Annotated in this window: 16 protein-coding genes; 14 read left to right on the forward strand and 2 right to left on the reverse strand. The window is 53.8% G+C overall.

Features of this window, described 5'->3' with window-relative positions:
• Positions 1-2,130 (forward strand): ATP-dependent DNA helicase DinG, encoded by a 2,130-nt coding sequence (gene dinG, locus MLE19_RS03015; RefSeq protein WP_240716579.1) that lies wholly within the window; start codon positions 1-3, stop codon positions 2,128-2,130.
• A 74-nt stretch (positions 2,131-2,204) separates the two neighbouring features.
• Here the strand turns inward: dinG and MLE19_RS03020 are convergent, their stop codons facing one another.
• Entirely contained in the window at positions 2,205-3,281 is a 1,077-nt protein-coding gene (locus tag MLE19_RS03020) for a 3-deoxy-7-phosphoheptulonate synthase (protein WP_240716580.1), read from the reverse strand.
• Between the two features lie 520 nt (positions 3,282-3,801).
• On the opposite strand from MLE19_RS03020, the gene rpoE reads away from it, so the two are divergent.
• From rpoE to acpS, 12 genes are all read left to right on the forward strand, one after another.
• Positions 3,802-4,401: an RNA polymerase sigma factor RpoE gene (gene rpoE, locus MLE19_RS03025; RefSeq protein ID WP_240716581.1), complete on the forward strand. Its 600-nt coding sequence runs from the start codon at positions 3,802-3,804 to the stop codon at positions 4,399-4,401.
• Between the two features lie 295 nt (positions 4,402-4,696).
• On the forward strand, positions 4,697-5,422 hold the full coding sequence (locus tag MLE19_RS03030) for a sigma-E factor negative regulatory protein (RefSeq protein WP_240716582.1): 726 nt from the start codon (positions 4,697-4,699) through the stop codon (positions 5,420-5,422).
• Between the two features lie 53 nt (positions 5,423-5,475).
• Positions 5,476-6,540 carry a MucB/RseB C-terminal domain-containing protein gene (locus tag MLE19_RS03035; RefSeq protein WP_240716583.1) on the forward strand — a complete coding sequence of 355 codons (1,065 nt, stop codon included), beginning with the start codon at positions 5,476-5,478 and terminating at the stop codon, positions 6,538-6,540.
• 34 nt (positions 6,541-6,574) lie between these two features.
• Entirely contained in the window at positions 6,575-7,024 is a 450-nt protein-coding gene (locus MLE19_RS03040) for a SoxR reducing system RseC family protein (protein WP_240716584.1), read from the forward strand.
• 69 nt (positions 7,025-7,093) lie between these two features.
• Positions 7,094-8,497 carry a DegQ family serine endoprotease gene (locus MLE19_RS03045; protein ID WP_240716585.1) on the forward strand — a complete coding sequence of 468 codons (1,404 nt, stop codon included), beginning with the start codon at positions 7,094-7,096 and terminating at the stop codon, positions 8,495-8,497.
• Between the two features lie 195 nt (positions 8,498-8,692).
• Complete coding sequence (gene lepA, locus MLE19_RS03050; RefSeq protein ID WP_240716586.1) at positions 8,693-10,510, forward strand: translation elongation factor 4; 1,818 nt, start codon at positions 8,693-8,695, stop codon at positions 10,508-10,510.
• Between the two features lie 15 nt (positions 10,511-10,525).
• Positions 10,526-11,329, forward strand: a complete 804-nt coding sequence (lepB, locus tag MLE19_RS03055) for a signal peptidase I (protein WP_240716587.1) — start codon at positions 10,526-10,528, stop codon at positions 11,327-11,329.
• A 67-nt stretch (positions 11,330-11,396) separates the two neighbouring features.
• Positions 11,397-12,089, forward strand: coding sequence for a ribonuclease III (gene rnc, locus MLE19_RS03060; protein ID WP_240716588.1), 693 nt, complete (start codon positions 11,397-11,399; stop codon positions 12,087-12,089).
• Complete coding sequence (gene era, locus MLE19_RS03065) at positions 12,086-12,985, forward strand: GTPase Era (RefSeq protein WP_240716589.1); 900 nt, start codon at positions 12,086-12,088, stop codon at positions 12,983-12,985. The genes rnc and era overlap by 4 nt, the downstream gene beginning before the upstream one ends.
• Positions 12,986-12,993: 8 nt before the next feature.
• Complete coding sequence (gene recO, locus MLE19_RS03070) at positions 12,994-13,689, forward strand: DNA repair protein RecO (protein WP_240716590.1); 696 nt, start codon at positions 12,994-12,996, stop codon at positions 13,687-13,689.
• 54 nt (positions 13,690-13,743) lie between these two features.
• Complete coding sequence (pdxJ, locus tag MLE19_RS03075; protein WP_240716591.1) at positions 13,744-14,562, forward strand: pyridoxine 5'-phosphate synthase; 819 nt, start codon at positions 13,744-13,746, stop codon at positions 14,560-14,562.
• 16 nt (positions 14,563-14,578) lie between these two features.
• Positions 14,579-14,956: a holo-ACP synthase gene (gene acpS, locus MLE19_RS03080; RefSeq protein ID WP_240716822.1), complete on the forward strand. Its 378-nt coding sequence runs from the start codon at positions 14,579-14,581 to the stop codon at positions 14,954-14,956.
• Positions 14,957-15,044: 88 nt separating this feature from the next.
• On the opposite strand, the gene MLE19_RS03085 is transcribed toward acpS, so the two are convergent.
• Entirely contained in the window at positions 15,045-17,777 is a 2,733-nt protein-coding gene (locus MLE19_RS03085) for an ATP-binding protein (protein ID WP_240716592.1), read from the reverse strand.
• 91 nt (positions 17,778-17,868) lie between these two features.
• On the opposite strand from MLE19_RS03085, the gene cysM reads away from it, so the two are divergent.
• Positions 17,869-18,801, forward strand: coding sequence for a cysteine synthase CysM (gene cysM / locus MLE19_RS03090; protein ID WP_240716593.1), 933 nt, complete (start codon positions 17,869-17,871; stop codon positions 18,799-18,801).
• Position 18,802 lies beyond the last annotated feature (1 nt).

Genomic DNA, 18,802 nt, shown 5'->3' on the forward strand with positions numbered 1-18,802 from the left:
ATGCTAGATACTGCCCTCAAAAGCGAGATTCAAGACGCTTATCGCCGCGTGGTGGATACGCTTGAGCTAACGCCACGCTACGGCCAGCGCATGATGATTGCCGAAATCGCCCGCACCCTCGGTAATATTGAGAGTGACAGCGAAGGCAAGCGGATTAGCGATACTCATGTCTGTGTGCTGGAAGCAGGCACCGGTACGGGTAAAACCCTGGCCTACCTGATTGCCGCCTTGCCGATCGCTAAAGCGCGCGGCAAGCGGCTAATCATCTCAACGGCCACGGTCGCTCTCCAAGAGCAGGTGCTTAACCAGGATTTACCCTCGCTCGCTAGCCACAGTGGCATCGCCTTTCGTTATGCATTAGCAAAAGGGCGTGGCCGCTATGTCTGCGTGGCGCGCTTGGATCAGGCGCTTGAGGGCACTGAGCCTAACCCTACGCTTTCGCTGTTTGAGCAGTCCCTGCAGACCCAAAGCAGTGATTTCACGGTGATCGCTAGCGATATGGCGCAAGCCTATGGCCAAGGCGAGTGGGAAGGTGACCGTGATAATTGGCCTGAGGCCATTGACGACTCCCACTGGCGCCGTCTCACGGTGGATCACCGCCAGTGCACCGGAAGGCGCTGCGGCCATTTTGGCGCCTGTGCGTTTTTTCGCTCCCGTCGTGAGCTTGAAAATGCGGATGTCATCGTCGCCAATCATGATCTTGTGCTGGCTGACTTGGCGTTGGGGGGCGGTGCGATTTTGCCCGACCCGGCGGACTGTATCTTTGTGTTTGACGAAGGTCACCACCTGCCTGAGAAGGCGCTCTCCCACTTTGCCCACCGCTTTGCGGTACACGGCTGTTTGCGCTGGCTGAAAACGCTGAAAAGCAGTTTGACCGACCTTCACCAGGCGTTGGCTATTCAGCCAACGGTGTCGCGGCTTTTAGTCAGTTTGCCAGAGTTGATTCATAACCTGGAGCCCGCGCTAGGTGACGTATTTAGCATGGGGCACCAGTTAGCGGAGCGGCCTAATGGCCTCGCTGATGAAGAGGCCACTCATCAATCGCGTTTTGAGAAGGGGCAAGTGCCCGATGCCCTGCGGGAGCAGGCGCAGCAGTTGTTGGTGATGTTTGCCTCGCTGTCGCGCTGCCTGGAAAGCATTAGCGATATTCTGCGCGAAAGCCTTGATCCCGATAAGCAGACAGGCCTTGATCGTGAGCAGGCGGAAACCTGGTTACCATTGGTCGCGTTACTGCATGGGCGCGCACTAGAGGCACATGCATTGTGGCAGGCATTTAGCGAGCAGGATGTGGCCAATGAGGCACCTAGCGCCCGATGGATCACTCTTAGTCGTGTGGCTGGGGAGCCGGAAGTTGAGTTTTCGGCCAGTCCGGTATCGGCCGCCCATACGTTGGCGAAGCATTTATGGGGGCGTTGCCATGGGGCGGTGGTTACCTCTGCGACCTTGACTGCGTTGGGGCGCTTTGAGCGCCTGCAGGAGCGGGCAGGTTTGGCGAATCGCTACCGCTATCAGGCGCTGCCGAGTCCGTTTGATTACGCCAATGCGGTGCTGCGCGTGCCCAAAGAGGCCACCGACCCTGGCGACAGGGATGCTCATGAACGGGCGATCGTCACGTTTGTATCGCAGTTGGCCGAGAAAGAAGCGGCGCTGGTGCTGTTCTCTTCCCGTGCCCAGCTGCGCGCGGTCGATAAAGCGTTGCCCGCGAGTGTGAAGGAGCGCGTGCTCGCTCAGGATGCACTACCTAAGCGTGAGCTTATTGAGCGCCACCGGGCGGCGGTTGATAGGGGCGAGGGCAGTATCATCTTTGGCTTGGCGAGCTTTGCGGAAGGGATTGATCTTCCCGGCGACTATTTGACGCACGTGGTGATTACGCGGCTGCCTTTTGCGGTCCCCGATGACCCGGTAGGCGCAACGCTCGCGGAGTGGATAGAGAGCCAGGGCGGTAATGCGTTTATGCGCATTAGCGTGCCTGATGCATCTATAAAGCTTGTCCAGGCCTGTGGGCGCTTGATTCGTAAAGAGAGCGATCGGGGCACAATCACCCTGTTGGATAAGCGGGTGATTACTCGTCGTTATGGGCAGGCGCTGTTAGATGCGCTGCCACCATTTCGGCGTGAAATTAGTCGCTAGCGATTATTCAGTGCTCTGGGAAACGACCAAAAACCCCGCCGTAGCGGGGTTTTCGACCTGCTTGAGGATTCGATCTACTTGGCGATGCGCTTGGCGAGCGTGTCGGCAAGTTTATCGTTCATGCGCTTGAAGGTCTCCACCGTGGTGTCCCAATCGATGCAGGCATCGGTAATGGAGACGCCATACTGCAGCTGGCTTAAGTCTGCGGTGAGTTTCTGATTGCCCCAGCCAATATTGGATTCAACCATCAGGCCGATGATGGAAGTGTTGCCTTCCAAAATTTGGTTGGTGACGTTTTCCAATACCAGCGGTTGCAGCGCGGCATCTTTATTGGAGTTGGCGTGAGAGCAGTCGATCATGATGTTGGGCGAAAGCTTGGCTTTCTCGAGCTCTCTCTCTGCCAGCGCAACGCTAACGCTATCGTAGTTAGGCTTGCCATTGCCGCCACGTAGCACGACATGGCCGTAGGCATTGCCGCGGGTACGAATGATCGCCACTTGGCCACCCTGGTTAATGCCCAGGAAGTTGTGCGGGCTGGCCACGGACTGAAGTGCGTTAATAGCCACATCTAAGCTGCCGTCGGTGCCGTTTTTAAAGCCGACCGGGCAGGAGAGGCCAGAGGCCATTTCCCGGTGGGTCTGTGACTCGGTAGTGCGGGCGCCAATCGCAGACCAGCTAATGCAGTCTTGCAGGTACTGGGGTGAGATCGGGTCGAGTGCTTCGGTAGCAAGCGGTAAGCCTATTTCCGCCAGGTCGACCAGCAGTTTGCGGGCGATATGTAGCCCCTCATCGATCTCAAAAGAGTCGTTGAGGTGGGGGTCGTTGATCAGGCCTTTCCAGCCTACCGTTGTGCGCGGCTTTTCAAAATAGACGCGCATCACAATATACAGGCTGTCGTTCACCTGATCGGCGAGTTCGCGAAGGCGTCGTGCGTAATCAAGCGCGGCCTCCACGTCGTGAATAGAGCAAGGGCCGACGACGACAAGCAGTCGCGGATCGTTGCCATCCAGGATATTCTGGATGGTTTGACGACCTTCAATAACAGTGCGCTCTGCCGCATCGGTTAACGGTACGGCGTTTTTGAGCGCTTCTGGCGTGGTGAGAACGTCTTGAGCGAGGACGTTAAGGTTATTAACCTGCTGTTCTGACATCTTGCTACCTGTGCTTACGCGATGGGCGATAAAAGTGGCACCTACTATCGCTTGCCAAGCAGGTAAAAATCAATTGCTGTGGAACTATAGTGGCATTAAAAGTGTCAGCCGCTGGGTTTTGCGAAAGAGGGGGTAAGCGCTTGATGCGCTGCATAGAACGCGTAACACTGGGCGCTATGTTGTTCGAAATCCCATGACGTTGTAAGCCTTATGATGTGGTTAGGGGTGGTGTAGAAAGCCCGATAGTCATAATGCTGAGTCTTTAAAACTGGGTTTTTAAAACTGAGACTTTAAAAACCGTATCGTTAAAAAAGCAGTACCGATATAAAATGTTGCCTCGTTTTAAAACGTGGCTTCACCAAAAAATGTAGCAACATACTCGGGCGACGTATTCGCTCTTTTATTTCACTCTATTATTAATCAATGCCCAAGGGACGCTATGCTGCTTGCTGTGAACGCCCACTTGTCAGGGCTAGGAATGGGGCTCGGCGCACGCCGTACGAGCTGGAGGAGCGTGTGAATGAGCACTCGGGAAACAGACCAACAGCTTGTTGAACGTGCTCAAAAAGGCGATACGCGCGCTTTTGATTTGCTGGTCAAGAAGTACCAGCACAAAATTATCGGCCTGATCGGTCGTTACGTTCATGATCACTCAGAAGTTCAGGATGTCGCCCAGGAGGCATTTATCAAGGCGTATCGCGCCTTGGGCAAGTTTCGCGCAGAGAGTGCGTTTTATACCTGGATGTATCGCATTGCGATCAATACCGCTAAAAATTATTTGGTCTCACGGGGTCGCCGCCCCCCAGGAAGTGATTTAGATATTGTCGACGCTGAAATTATCGATCAAAGCGGACGGCTGGCAGACTCAGAGTCACCGGAAGCGGCCATTGCACGAGATCAGCTAGAGGCAGCGGTGTACCAAGCAATTGACAACCTGCCCGATGATCTGCGCACAGCGATTACCCTGCGTGAACTGGATGGGCTGGCTTATGAAGATATTGCTCAGGTCATGCAGTGCCCCGTGGGTACCGTTCGTTCTCGCATTTTTCGCGCCCGCGAGGCCGTTGATGAACATATTCGTCCGCTAGTATCCACGGCAAGGAACAGTCGTGACGAATAACGGTCACTAGTGGCACGGTTCAGTGATTGCTTTGAAATGCCATCATAAAAATCATTGGTTTTGCTTTTTTTGTGAACTGTCTGGCATGTTTAGCGTCATAGAACCTGACAATCTTGATGAGCACATTGGATATTTCGATGTGCAAAGCGTCATGAGCTTAGCGTTGTAGGCTGATTATTTTTACCGCTTGATTAGTTTGCAACTGAGTCTTGGCCATGGAAGTCGTTGGTGCGGTGATGGCTGTTTTTATATCATCGCATCGGTACTTCTTTTAAACAGTGTGAGGGTGTGAAGTATGAGTCAAAACACACGGGAATCACTTTCGGTGTTAATGGATGGCGAAAGTGACGAGCTTGAGCTTCGCCGAGTGTTGAAGGCACTGCCTAATGATGACGATGCTGCCGATACATGGCGCCGCTATCACCTTGCACGCAGCATGATGCAGCGTGAGCAAGGCGTAGATGTAAGTGTGGATCTTTCTGCCGGCATCATGGCCCAATTGCGCGATGAACCTGCACCAATGATGCAAGGCTCCGAGCAAGTGGCCCATCGTGCGGGAGGCGTTTCATTTGCCCGTGGCGCTGGTGTTGCAGCTGCTGTCTCCTTGATGGTTATTACCGGTGTGCAGTTCTTTGGTAATGACTCGTCTGTCCCTCAGGGTGGAGATGTTGCCACAACCGCGTCTAGTGCTAATGGTGGAACCCAGGTTCAGCCGGTTAGTTTGGCTTCTCAGCCAGCAGTGGCTTCGCGCGCCGATATGCCAATGTTTGAACCTACTCCGTTTCGGCTTAGTGGGCAGTCTGGTCAGAGTGGCCTAATGAATATTAGTGAAGCTGGGTTTTCAGCGCAGACCCCCCAGGGCGTCTCTGCTTCCCAAGGCACTAACATCGATGTTGATCAGATTGGCTTGCTGCAATCTTACTTGGAGCAGCATACCCAGAGTGCCGCTTACGGCAGTGGCGACAGTTGGATGCCGCTGATGCGCTCCTCTGCGGTTACTGAGCCGCTAGGACAACGCTAATTCTGAATGGCGTTTTTTACAGCGCATATCAGCAAGGGTAGGGAGTGCGCAGGGTGGAAGTGTGCAAGATGATATTTTTCCGGCGGCCTGGGCGCGCCTGGATGTTGGTGATAGTGCTCAGTACGCTCCCATTTCATGCACACGCTGAAAGTGTTGATAGCGCTTCAGAGGTTAGCACTACTTCTTCAGAAACAAGCAGCACTTCAGGCAGCCATGAAGGCTATGAGTGTTCAGTTGAAACCGAAGCGACGCCTAGTAGTGCCACCCAGTGGCTTGAGAGAGGGTTGTGGGCTAGTCACTGCTATGCCTTTCAAGCTAGAGCAGTGGCTATTGATGCTGTTGATGTGCGTACCTTGGCGCTTTCCCACCGCATTCAGGACGGCATCAGGCAGCAGGTAGTGCAATATCTCGACGGACCCTCTGTCAGCATTGAGCGACGTTCACCGGTGGGTCGGTTAGCCTGGACCGAAGAGAACAGTAACGGTGAGCTGCCTTCCCCAGCTCGGTGGGCGGCTCATCTAGAGCGCTATTATTCGATTGAACTTGAAGATGACGCTCGCGTGGCGGGGCGTGAAGCGATCAAGCTTATTTTTGAGCCGCATGATCAATGGCGCTTCTCCCACGAGTGGTGGCTTGATCGAGACACTGGTCTCCTGCTTAAGCATGTGCTTATTGATCAGCAGGGACGAATAATTGAAACCTTCCAAATTACTCAGCTTCAGTCGCCTCAAAAATATACCGGTATTGTTAGGTTAGATGGTCCGCGAGTGGTTTTGAGCACTCCCTGGCAGGTTACCTGGTTGCCCGAGGGCTTTGTTACCCAGCCAGTTAACTTTACGGGCAGTGATCTGCATCAGCGGGTTTATAGCGATGGTTTAGCTACCGTAAGCCTATTCGTAGAGTCCGTTTCTGATGACGATAGCACTGCTTTGCAGCCGGGCGTGCAGCAATTGGGCGTTTCTGCTGTAGCTGTTGACCACTACGTTACCGAGGAGGGGCGCTGGCAGTTAGTTGCCATTGGCGAGCTTCCCGTTGCGACGCTTCAAAGAATTGTGCGTTCAATTAACTTCGATCTACCTCAGGCTGACAATGATCCTCATGAAGAGGATGAGAAGTAGTGTTTTCGATCCAAGTGCTTCGAGAAGCGTGATAATGACTCCTGCTACCTGCTCCCCTCTGTTACGCACCGGCTCCGTTGTAAAGCATGCACCTCAACGCCTCATCGTTGAAATTTCGGCCCAAGAAAGCTGTAAGCAGTGCGCTCAGGGAAGAGGGTGCGGGTTGGGGTTGTTATCGCCCCGACGCAGTCAGCAAGTTGCTTTAGAACTTCCTGGGAGAACTGAGGCTATTGAGCAGGCGTATCCGCTAGGAAGTTTAGTCACCATAAGCTTGCCAAGTGCCTCTGTCACTTTGCTGGCTTTTTTTGTTTATGGGCTGCCTTTACTTTTGGCGCTGCTGCTGTCCGGTCTGGTCTCCGGTGTCAATACTGTTATTTGGCTGGCCCCTGCGGTCTTTTTTATCGCCTTAGTAGGGGGTGTTATAAGTGTTAAATACCTATTGCGTGGGAGAAGGGAACGCTTTCGTCCGCGCTTGGTCAGTTAGTTCTCCGGCACTTCGCTGTGAGTTGTTGATCTGCCTTCGATTAATATCACCTTAAGTAGGAGCTCTTGCATGAAGCGCTTGATTCTCCCCTCCACCCTATGGGTATGTGTGGCGGCGTTGCTAACCTTTGGCCAAGTTGCCAGCGCACAGGGTTTGCCCGATTTCACCGAGTTGGTTGAAGATGCCGCCCCTGGCGTGGTCAATATTTCGACCAGCAGAACGGTTCAGCGTAGTAGCGCTCCAGGGTTTGGCGGCCAGGAAATTCCAGAAATTTTTCGCCACTTTTTTGGAGATAGCTTACCTTCGCCCCCTAGCGGCGGTCAGGGGCGCAGCGAGGAGCGCCAATCACTAGGCTCGGGGTTTGTTATTAGTGACGATGGCTACGTCATGACAAACGCTCACGTGGTGCAGGATGCTGATGAGATTTTGGTGCGACTAAACGACCGTCGCGAGTTAACTGCGGAAGTAGTCGGCAGTGATCCACAAACCGATGTGGCGCTATTAAAGATTGATGCCAGTGACTTACCTACGCTTACGCTGGGTGACTCTGATGAACTGAAAGTCGGCGAATGGGTAGCGGCTATTGGTTCGCCCTTCGGTTTTGATCACTCCGTTACCGCAGGTATTGTCAGTGCGATCAACCGCACCTTGCCACGCGATGCGTATGTTCCCTTTATCCAAACGGATGTGGCGATCAATCCCGGAAACTCCGGTGGCCCGCTGTTTAATCTCCAGGGTGAAGTGGTCGGTATTAACTCCCAAATCTTTACCCGCAGTGGCGGTTTCATGGGTGTCTCATTCGCTATTCCCATTAATGTCGCCATGGATGTTGCGGATCAGTTGCGTGAAGACGGTCGAGTTAACCGTGGCTGGTTAGGTGTCATGATCCAGCCTGTTTCCCAAGACCTAGCTGAATCATTTGGTATGGAAAATGCCATTGGTGCTCTGATTGCTGATCTTGACCCTGAAGGTCCTGCGGCTCAGGGCGGGCTCCAGGCTGGCGATGTGATTCTTGAAGTGAATGGCGAAGAAGTCGAGCGCTCCAGCACGCTTCCGCGTCTAATTGGTCGCGGCGCACCCGGCACCGAGGTGGAACTTACCTTAATGCGCGATGGTGAAGAGATGACTGAGTCGGTTGAGTTGGGTAGTTGGCCCGATGCCGAGCAGGAGCCAAACCAGTCCACCAGCAATAATCAAACACGTCTAGGTGTGATGGTGGCTGAAATTGACGACGCCATGCGCGAGCAGCTGAATATTCCTGGTGGGGTTGAAGTTCGCCAAGTTGAGCCTGATAGCGTTGCCGCGAAGGCTGGCATTCTCCCTGGGGATGTATTGGTCAGTGTTGACCATCGCAGCGTCTCCTCTTCAGAAGAACTCGTCAGTATTGTTGAAGAGCTGCCGACTGATCGGGCCATTCCACTACGTCTATTCCGTGAAGGACGCTCTCTGTTCGTTGCACTTCGCCTAGAATAACCTGCCTATTTTCACTTCTGGTCCGGCGGTTCTCGCCGGACTGCTGTTCCTATCCTGCGCATATCGCTACAATAGCGGATATCTTTTTGTCGAAAATGGCCCTTATGTTCTAACGGCAGCTGTTTTCGAGCTTTGAACTCTCGAAGCGGTCTGCCATAGCGGCCGCTTGCGTACCACTAAGGCAGAACAGACTCGATGTCCCAAGACGTTCCCAACGGAAAGCTTAAGCACATACGTAATTTCTCAATTATTGCCCATATTGATCACGGTAAATCGACGCTCTCTGATCGTTTGATTCAGACTTGTGAAGGGTTAACTGAACGTGAGCTTAAAGAGCAAGTGCTCGACTCCATGGACATTGAGCGCGAGCGTGGTATTACCATCAAAGCTCAATCGGTGACGCTGGATTATACCGCGGCCGATGGCCAGGTTTACCAACTCAACTTTATCGATACACCGGGGCACGTTGATTTCTCTTACGAAGTGTCACGTTCGCTCTACGCCTGTGAGGGTGCACTGCTGGTAGTCGATGCAGCGCAAGGCGTGGAAGCCCAGTCGGTGGCTAACTGCTATACCGCGATTGAACAAGGTCTTGAAGTTCTGCCGGTGCTTAATAAAATCGATTTGCCTCAGGCTGATTGTGACAAGGTGTCACAAGAAATCGAGGAGATCATAGGGCTTGATGCGACCGATGCCTGCCGTGTCTCGGCTAAAAGCGGTATTGGGATTGACGCTCTGCTTGAACGCTTGGTGCGCGATATTCCGCCACCGAAAGGTGATCCGGATGCCCCCCTACAGGCACTCATTATCGACTCCTGGTTTGATAACTACCTCGGCGTAGTATCGCTAGTGCGTTTATTTGATGGCACGCTGCGCAAAGGCGATAAGATTCGCATTAAGTCGACGGGCCGCGATTGGGGTACCACGGAAGTGGGTATTTTTACTCCACAGCGTAAACAGACCAATATCCTGCGTGCCGGTGAAGTCGGTTTTATTGTCGCTGGCATCAAGGAGATCCACGGCGCACCGGTGGGCGATACGATTACCCATACCAAAACGCCTGACGTTGCGCGCTTGCCTGGTTTCCAAAAAGTGAAGCCACAGGTTTATGCTGGCATGTTTCCAGTCAGCGCGGATGATTACGAAGACTTCCGCGATGCGCTAGAAAAACTGGCGCTTAATGATGCCTCGCTTGAATATGTACCAGAGAACTCCGATGCCCTTGGTTTCGGTTTCCGTGTGGGCTTTCTTGGCACGCTACACATGGAGATTGTCCAGGAGCGCCTGGAGCGTGAGTACGATATTGACCTGCTCACCACCGCGCCAACGGTTGTTTACGAATTAGCGATGAAAAATGGCGACGTTAACTACGTCTCCAACCCTTCCAAGCTGCCTGATATGGCCGACGTAGATGAGATGCGCGAGCCGGTTGTCCGCGCCAGTATCCTGGTTCCCCAGGAGTATGTAGGCAACGTTATTACCGAGTGTGAACAGCGCCGCGGTACACAGCGGGATATGCAGTTTTTAGGCAACCAGATTCAACTATCCTACGAACTGCCAATGTCGGAAGTGGTCATGGACTTCTTTGATCGCCTGAAATCCATCTCGAAAGGGTATGCGTCGCTTGAGTACAACTTTGAGCGCTTTGAAGAGGCTAAATTGGTGCGTTTGGACGTACTGATTAACGGCGATAAAGTCGATGCGTTAGCCGTCATCATCCACCGTGACCATGCCCATAATCGTGGCCGTTTGCTGGTGGAAAAAATGAAAGAGCTGATTCCTCGGCAAATGTTCGACGTGGCAATCCAGGCCGCTATCGGTGGCCAGGTGGTGGCTCGCTCAACGGTGAAGGCGCTGCGTAAAAACGTCACGGCCAAGTGCTATGGCGGCGATGTCAGCCGTAAGAAAAAACTGCTCGAGAAACAGAAAGCGGGTAAGAAACGCATGAAACAAGTGGGGCGCGTGGAAATTCCCCAGGATGCCTTCCTTGCTGTGCTCAAGGTAAACGACTAGGAAATAACACCACCCATGGATTTTTCATTACTGCTGGTACTTGCCGTCGCGCTTTCGTGCGTTATTTATCTATTGGATGTGCTGCTACTTAAGCCAAAACGCCGCCAGCGATTTGCTGCAGCAGAGGCCAATACCCAAGAGGGGCTTGACCCAGCTACCAGCGAAAAGTTGCTCAAAGAACCTTGGCCCGTTGATTACGCACGCTCGTTCTTTCCAGTGCTATTAGTGGTGCTGATAGTACGTAGCTTCATCATTGAGCCCTTTCAGATTCCTTCGGGTTCAATGCGGCCGACGCTTGAAGTGGGCGACTTTATTCTGGTCAACAAGTTTGCCTATGGCCTGCGCCTGCCGGTGGTGAATACCCGCTTTATCGAAGTCGATGACCCAGAACGTGGCGATGTGATGGTGTTTCGTTTCCCGGATGAGCCTTCAGTGAATTTCATCAAGCGGGTAGTCGGTATGCCAGGGGATCGTATTCGCTATGAAGGCAAACAGCTGTATGTCAATGGTGAGCCGGTGGCGAAACAGTTGATTGAAGAGGGCCCCGAAGGCTCCCCCGAGCAGCTATTATTAGCAGAACGCCTTGGCGATGCTGAACACTTTGTCTATAACAACCCGCGTGACCCTGGCCCGCAAATGCGGGAAGTGGAAGTGCCTGAAGGGCACTATTTCATGATGGGTGATAACCGTGACCACTCTAATGACAGCCGCTATTGGGGCTTTGTGCCGGAAGAGAATATCGTGGGTCGTGCGTTTGCAGTGTGGATGCACTGGGATGGCGGGCTGCCCAGTTTTACCAGCGTTCGGCGCATTGAATGAAGTATCTGCTTAGGTTGTGGTTAGTCAGTTATGTCACTTTAGTTAACGTCAATGACGTAGGAGAGCTGTGAGTAATTCCTTGAACGCTTTTTGCCGACGAATCGGCCATACCTTTGGCGACGATACGCTATTGGAATTGGCCTTGACCCATCGCAGCTTCGGTGGTCGTAACAATGAGCGCCTGGAATTTCTGGGCGACTCCATTGTCAATTTCGTGATCGCCGAAGCGCTGTTTCAGCGCTTCCCCCAGGCCCGTGAAGGACAGCTTTCGCGCCTTCGTGCGAGATTGGTGAAGGGCCAAACGCTAGCTGAGCTTGCCCGGGAAATGGAGTTTGGCGAATGCCTGCGGCTTGGTTCTGGCGAGATGAAAAGCGGTGGTCATCGTCGTGAATCAATACTGGCGGATGCGGTAGAAGCCATTATTGGTGGTATCTATCTGGACGCCGGGATGGATGTAGTGCGCGACCGTGTGTTGGATTGGTACGCAGAAAGATTGGGTAATATCTCACTGCAAGATACCCAAAAAGATCCCAAAACCCGGCTGCAGGAGTTTTTGCAGTCGCGCCAAGCGGCATTGCCGCGGTATGAAGTTGTCTGCGTAAAGGGTGAGGCACATGCCCAGACCTTTACCGTGGAGTGCTACATTGACCTGTTGGCTGAGCATACCACTGGTAAAGGCCCTAGCCGCCGTCACGCTGAACAGCAAGCGGCAGAAGAAGCGCTGTCGTACCTCGAAAAAAGCCCTGGAGACAAATCATGAGCCAAACCTGCGGATTCGTTGCCATCGTTGGCCGACCCAACGTGGGTAAATCAACCCTCATGAACCGTATTCTGGGGCAGAAAATATCCATTACCTCGCGGCGGCCGCAAACCACACGCCATCAGGTGATGGGGATTAAAACCGTCGATGAAACGCAGTTTATCTATGTCGATACCCCAGGCATGCACATCATGTCCAAAGATCGTAATAAAGCGATTAACCGCTTTATGAACCAAGCCGCTACCCAGGCGCTGCGCGACGTGGATTGTGTGGTCTTTATTATTGACCGCACCCGTTGGACAGAAGAGGATCAGGCGGTGTTGAAGCGCCTTGAACACGTTAAGGCGCCGATAATTTTGGCGGTCAATAAAGTCGATCGGTTAGGCGAAAAGGGCGATTTGCTGCCTTGGCTAGCGGATGTCGGCGCTCGCCGTGACTTCGCCGCCATCGTGCCGATTTCAGCGAAGCACGGTACCCAGGTAGACACTTTGGAAGAGGAGGTGGCCAAACACCTTCCTGAAAGCGTTCACTTCTTCCCTGAAGATCAGATTACCGATAAAAGTCTGCGGTTTATGGCGGCCGAGCTGGTGCGTGAAAAAGTCATGCGCCAGTTGGGCGATGAGCTGCCTTACCAGATGACCGTTGAAATTGAAGAGTTCCGCGAGACTGAACGTGTGACGCATATCAGCGCGCTTATTCTTGTTGAGCGCCAGGGCCAAAAAGTTATTTTGATTGGCGAAAACGGTGACCGACTCAAGAGCATTGGGCGAGAGGCGCGTCTCGATATGGAGCGCGCGCTGGGCACGAAAGTGATGCTCAACTTATGGGTGAAAGTGAAGCGTGGTTGGTCGGATGACGAGCGCGCCTTGAAAAGCCTGGGTTACGACCTCGATTGAGTGTAGCGATGGCGCCTGAGCCGGCTTTTTTACTTCATCGCCGGCCTTATCGTGAAACCAGTGCGCTGGTAGACCTATTAACGCTTGATTACGGTAGGGTGCGTGCGGTTGCCCATGGAGGACAGCGGCCTGGCTCAAAATCGCGACAGCGTTTGCAGCCCTTTACGCCGCTATTTGTGAGCTGGCAAGGCAGCCGAGATTTGAAGCGGCTTACGCTGATGGAATCCCGCGGGCAGACGGCACTCTTAGCAGGTGAAGGCTTGCTTTGTGGGCTCTACGCCAATGAGATCGCCACCCGACTACTGCCGTTAGAGCTACCAGCCCCTGACGTTTTCGCGTTTTATACCGCGCTACTCGAAGCACTCCCAGCGCCCGCGGAACGAGCATTGGCGCTGCGCCGCTATGAGTGGGCGTTATTGGAAGCGCTTGAAGCAACGCCACAGTTTACAACACCCGACGGTAGCGTTTTAGATCCTCAGCTTCGCTACCGCTTTGATGCCGCGTCGCGCTCTTTTGTGCCTGCAGATCGCGGTTTGGATGGTCGCACGTTGCGCTATATCGAGCAGGGGGATTGGCAGCACGAAGGGCTTGCCAATGCACTGAAGGCAGTGATGCGAGCGGCGCTAGCCCCTCATCTTGGCTCCACCGTGTTACGTTCGCGAGAGCTGATGCTCGATTTAGCCCGGCGTCGACACCGCCCCTGATTGTTTTAATATCCTGTTCACAAACTCTTATTTCATTGCTGCCTTGGAGGCATCATGCACCCCCCTCGGATTCTGTTAGGCGTCAATATTGATCACATTGCGACACTTCGCCAAGCCCGAGGTACACGCTACCCTGACCCCGTTCAAGCCGCGTTAGTGGCCGAAGAGGCGGGTGCCGATGGCATTACCGTGCATTTGCGTGAAGACCGGCGCCATATCCAGCCCCGGGATGTACGCATTCTGGCGGAAGTGCTCAATACGCGCATGAACCTGGAAATGGCCGTCACCGAAGAGATGCTGGCGCTGGCCGAAGAAGTGCTGCCAGCACACGTATGCTTAGTACCCGAAAAGCGTGAAGAGCTGACCACCGAAGGTGGTCTCGATGTTGTCGGCGGCTTTGACGCTATTGCCAGCGCCTGCCAGCGCTTGAGTGCAGCGGGTTGCGATGTATCCCTGTTTATCGATCCGGAGGTTGAGCAGATCGATGCTGCCCAGCGCGCCGGGGCTCCTACCATCGAACTGCACACGGGCGCTTACGCTGAAGCTCGTCCCGGCAGCGATGCGGCGAATGCGGAGTATCAACGCTTAACCACCGCTGCTACCCACGCTATTTCGCTGGGGTTAGTGGTCAATGCAGGCCACGGCCTGCACTACCACAACGTGGAGGCAATTGCGGCACTGCCGGGCGTTAATGAACTCAATATTGGCCATGCGATTATTGCTCGTGCGCTGTTTGTCGGCCTGAAAGAGGCCGTGCAGGAGATGAAACGCCTGATTATTGCTGGCCAAGAGGCGGGGCTAATGGCGGCTCTCGATGCCCACGACCATGAGCACTCTGATGATCATGTGCATGATGGTTGCTGCGGGCACTAATCAGGGGTCGCTGGCGATGATTGTGGGAATTGGTTCGGATATTGCCCGTGTTGAGCGCTTTACACGGGCCGTGCAACGGCACGGCCCGCGCTTTGCCCAACGTATTTTAGGCCCCCGAGAACATGCGCTTTGGCTGCAGAAGTCGCAGCCCGTGGCATTTCTAGCCAAGCGCTTTGCTGCCAAGGAGGCTTTCGTTAAAGCGTTGGGGCTAGGCCTTCGTCAAGGCATGCAGTGGGGCAATATTCAGGTGCTAAATGATGCGTTGGGCAAGCCGTATTTTCTGCTTGATGGTGAAGCCGCACGGCTGCTTCAGGCAGCAGGTGTCACGGCCAGTCATGTTACCTTGAGCGATGAGGCCGAGTACGCCGTTGCGTTTGTTGTGTTGGAGCGCTAATGGCCCATCACCGCCTCTTGCAAAGCCTTTTGCATGGTCGTTAGGCGTTGAGCTAACGGTTACTTGATAGTGGGTACTGGGTGCTGGATCAAGGCCTTTGTAGTAGCGAGCGGTGCGCTCTTAATCTTGCCATTGCCTGGTACAGGTCTTCCAGTAGTCCCTCTACATGGTCTAGGCCGCTGGTGCGTAGTCGAGTCTCAAGTGTCTCTACCAGTAGCGCTAACTCGGGCGCACCGCAGTAACGGCTGGCGCCATTTAATCCATGCACCCAATCGAGCAGGGTTTGTAAGTTTTGTTGCGCGAACGCGGCGCGCATGTGCTGTTCGCTCTCATCTAGACTGTCGATGAGGCGTTTTAGCTGCTCGCGCGCCAGGTACTCTTTCCCCCCCGCAAGGCGTGCGCCTATCTCAAGATCAATCACCGGCAGCGTGGCAGGGGCCGCGGGGCTGAATGCCTCAGTGACGGGCTGACTCCTATTGTGTGATGGTTGTGTTGAACCGCTGTCGGCGAGCCGATGGGTTACCCCTAAAAAACGATGAAGCAGTTGATGCAGCTTTACCTCATCAATGGGTTTTATCAGTACGTCATCAAGGCCTTCTGACAGCCACTTTTGGCGTTCACTGCTAAGCACATGGGCAGTGACAGCAATGATCGGACAGCGAGCCCAGGTGCCGCTGAGCCGACGCAGTGCCTGGGTGGTTTGCACGCCATCCATTCCAGGCATACGAATATCCATCAATACCATGTCAACATTACTGGTTCGCGCAAACTCTAGCGCTTGGTGGCCGCTTTCAAGCGCCGTGATATGCAGGGATGGGTCTTCAAGCATATTTTTAAGCAGTTCACGGTTTGGCGCATTGTCATCGACAATCAGTAGTTTGAGTGGTTGCGATGGATTGGGCAGGGCCACTAAAGATCCCGACGTTTTGTGCGGTAAAAAAGCAGGCAACAATAATTGCTTAAGTGTTGCTACCAATTGAGCCCGAGAGAAGGGCTTATAAAGCGTTTCGCCGCCCTGCGTTAACCGCAGGGGTGGTAAATCAAAGCTGTTACCATTGGCTAAAATCAATACCGGGTAGGGCATTTCATCAATCACCCGCTGCCAGTGGCGGTGGCGTTCGGGTGTATAATCGCTGTGCTCCAACCCTAATATGAGCAGCTGTGCCGATTCCGCGTCATCGAACGCAATCGGTTGCGCCTCCCAGCGCTGTAGTAAGTGCTCTAGCACATGTCGGGTGGGGGCATGGGTTTCATATAAGCGAATAGTGGGGTTGGCTAAGCTAATTTCCGTCGGCCGTTCGATGGCACGGTTGGCAAGCATGGGAAGGGTGAAAGAGAACGTCGTCCCTTTGCCCAGCTCGCTTTCGACCTCGATTTCTCCGCCCATCCGTTCTATCAACTGCCGGCAGATAGTAAGGCCAAGGCCGCTACCCCCAAATTGACGAGAATGGCTGGGTTCGGCTTGAGAAAAGGCGCTAAACAGCGCCTCTTGATGGGCGTCACTGAGCCCAATACCTGTATCGCTGACGCTAAGATTCAGTACCACATGCTGGCCTTCCTGGTTATCCAGCATAACACGCACAATTACTTCACCCTCATGAGTGAATTTGAGCGCATTACCAATCAAATTATTTAACACCTGATGGATGCGTAACGGGTCACCACACAGCGGTGTGGGTACATCGTCGTACACCATCGCCACTAGGTGCAATTGCTTGCGCTGGGCCTCGGGCGCGTGGAGGCCTACCACTTCATCAACCAGGGAGACGATGTCAATATCCGCCTCTTCAAGCGTCAGGCGATTTGCCTCAAGTTTAGAAAAGTCGAGTACATCGTTAACCAGCATGAGGAGGTTGTCGCAAGCGCGATGCACATGCTGCAACCACTCCTGCTGGCGCGTATCCAGTGATGAGCGTCCGAGGAGCCGACAAAAACCGATAATACCGTTGAGCGGCGTGCGAATCTCATGGCTCATGTTGGCCAAGAACTCTGACTTCACCGCGTTTGCCCGTAGCGCGCTGCGATGAGCTAAATCAAGCTTGATATTCTGCTCCTCAATGGTTTCCATTGACTCTTGCAGCTCGCTAGTGGCCTGCTCAATTTGCGTTTGCATATCTCGCTGGGCCTGCTGAAAGTGCTCCGCTAGCGCATTAATATGGCTCGTTAAGTGATGAAGTTCTGAGGCATTCGTAGGTACCAGGCGTAACCTATAGTCGCCACGAGATAAGCGATAAAGAGCTTGGTTAGCTTCCTCAATAGGGCGAGTGGCATAGCGGCTAATAGCGAAAGCCACTAAAAACATCAGCAGGCCTAGCAACATGCCGCCTAAGCTAAGACTGGCGATGAGTTTATAGCGCTCCAGGGTGAGCGTTCGGGTGCCCATCTCAATGTCTAGCCAACCAGCGCTGCCATCGCCTGCCCTGACTGGGCTGGTGTTTAATTGAGTAACACCCAGCGGTAAGCGCAGTCGCCACGCCTCTTCTTCCATAATCAACTGGCTAGCAGCAGGGGCGTCTAGAGTGGTGGGAGCGGATTTGCCCAGCAAAAGAAGGCGTTCGCCCTGCGGATTAAATAATGCAACCGTACGTAGGCCACGCATACTGAGGAGTTGGCGCGCCAAAATCTCCAGGCGTTGGGCATCACCCTCTGTGATGGCGTCAGCAAAGCTTGGGGCGAGCAGCTCGCCTGCGCTTTCCAGGCGCTCTTGCTGTACGGCACGAGCTTTCGTATCGCTCTGTATCACCAGCAATACGGACATCAAGGCGTACACCAAAAGCGGGAAACCGAGTAAGGCAAACAGAAGACGGGTATTCAAAGACATGAAAAGAAGCTCGCAGATTCAATGAGGTTGCCTGTCCAGCCTAAGGCAGCACCGATATAATGCAGCATAACGGTTACGATAAGGAATATTCATGAACGATCTCAAGGGCAGTCTAAAAGACAGTCTTAAGGGCTATCCCACGTTAGAAGACGTGGTTGGCAACACGCCCCTGGTGCGCCTGAAGCGCATTAGCGCAGGGCGTAACAATACCCTGTTGGCTAAACTTGAAGGTAATAATCCCGCTGGATCGGTCAAAGATCGTCCCGCCCTTTCGATGCTCAGTGAAGCAGAAGCGCGGGGTGATATTACCCCCGGCGATACGCTGATTGAGGCAACTTCAGGCAATACCGGGATTGCGCTCGCTATGGCGGCGGCGATTAAAGGCTACCAGATGGTGCTGGTAATGCCTGAGAACGCTTCTGAAGAGCGGAAACAGGCGATGGCCGCCTATGGAGCTAAATTAATTTCTGCGAGCAAAGCCGGGGGCATGGAAGAGGCGCGCGATATTGCCGATGGCATGATTGCTAGAGGCGAAGGCAAGCCGCTCAACCAGTTCGCCAACCCGGACAACCCCTTAGCGCACTACCGCACCACCGGGCCTGAAGTGTGGCAACAAACCGGCGGTGAGGTGACTCACTTCGTCAGTTCCATGGGAACTACCGGCACCATCATGGGCGTGTCGCGTTATCTCAAAGAGCAAAACCAAGCGATTCAGATTGTTGGTCTGCAGCCTGCCGATGGTGCCAGTATTCCCGGAATACGACGCTGGCCAAAAGAGTACTTACCCGCCATTTTTGAAGCACCCCGGGTGGATGTCACTCTGGATATCGGCCAACAAGAGGCCGAAGAGCACATGCGTCGTCTAGCTCGTGAAGAGGGCATTTTAGCCGGGGTCTCATCCGGGGGAAGTTTAGCGGGTGCGCTGCGTATTGCCGAGCAAACGGAAAATGCGGTCATTGTGTTTATCGTCTGTGACCGTGGTGACCGCTATCTCTCCACTGGCCTATTCGCCCCAGGAGTATAAT

Source organism: Vreelandella neptunia (assembly GCF_022489065.1).
Classification (GTDB): Bacteria; Pseudomonadota; Gammaproteobacteria; order Pseudomonadales; family Halomonadaceae; genus Vreelandella; species Vreelandella neptunia_A.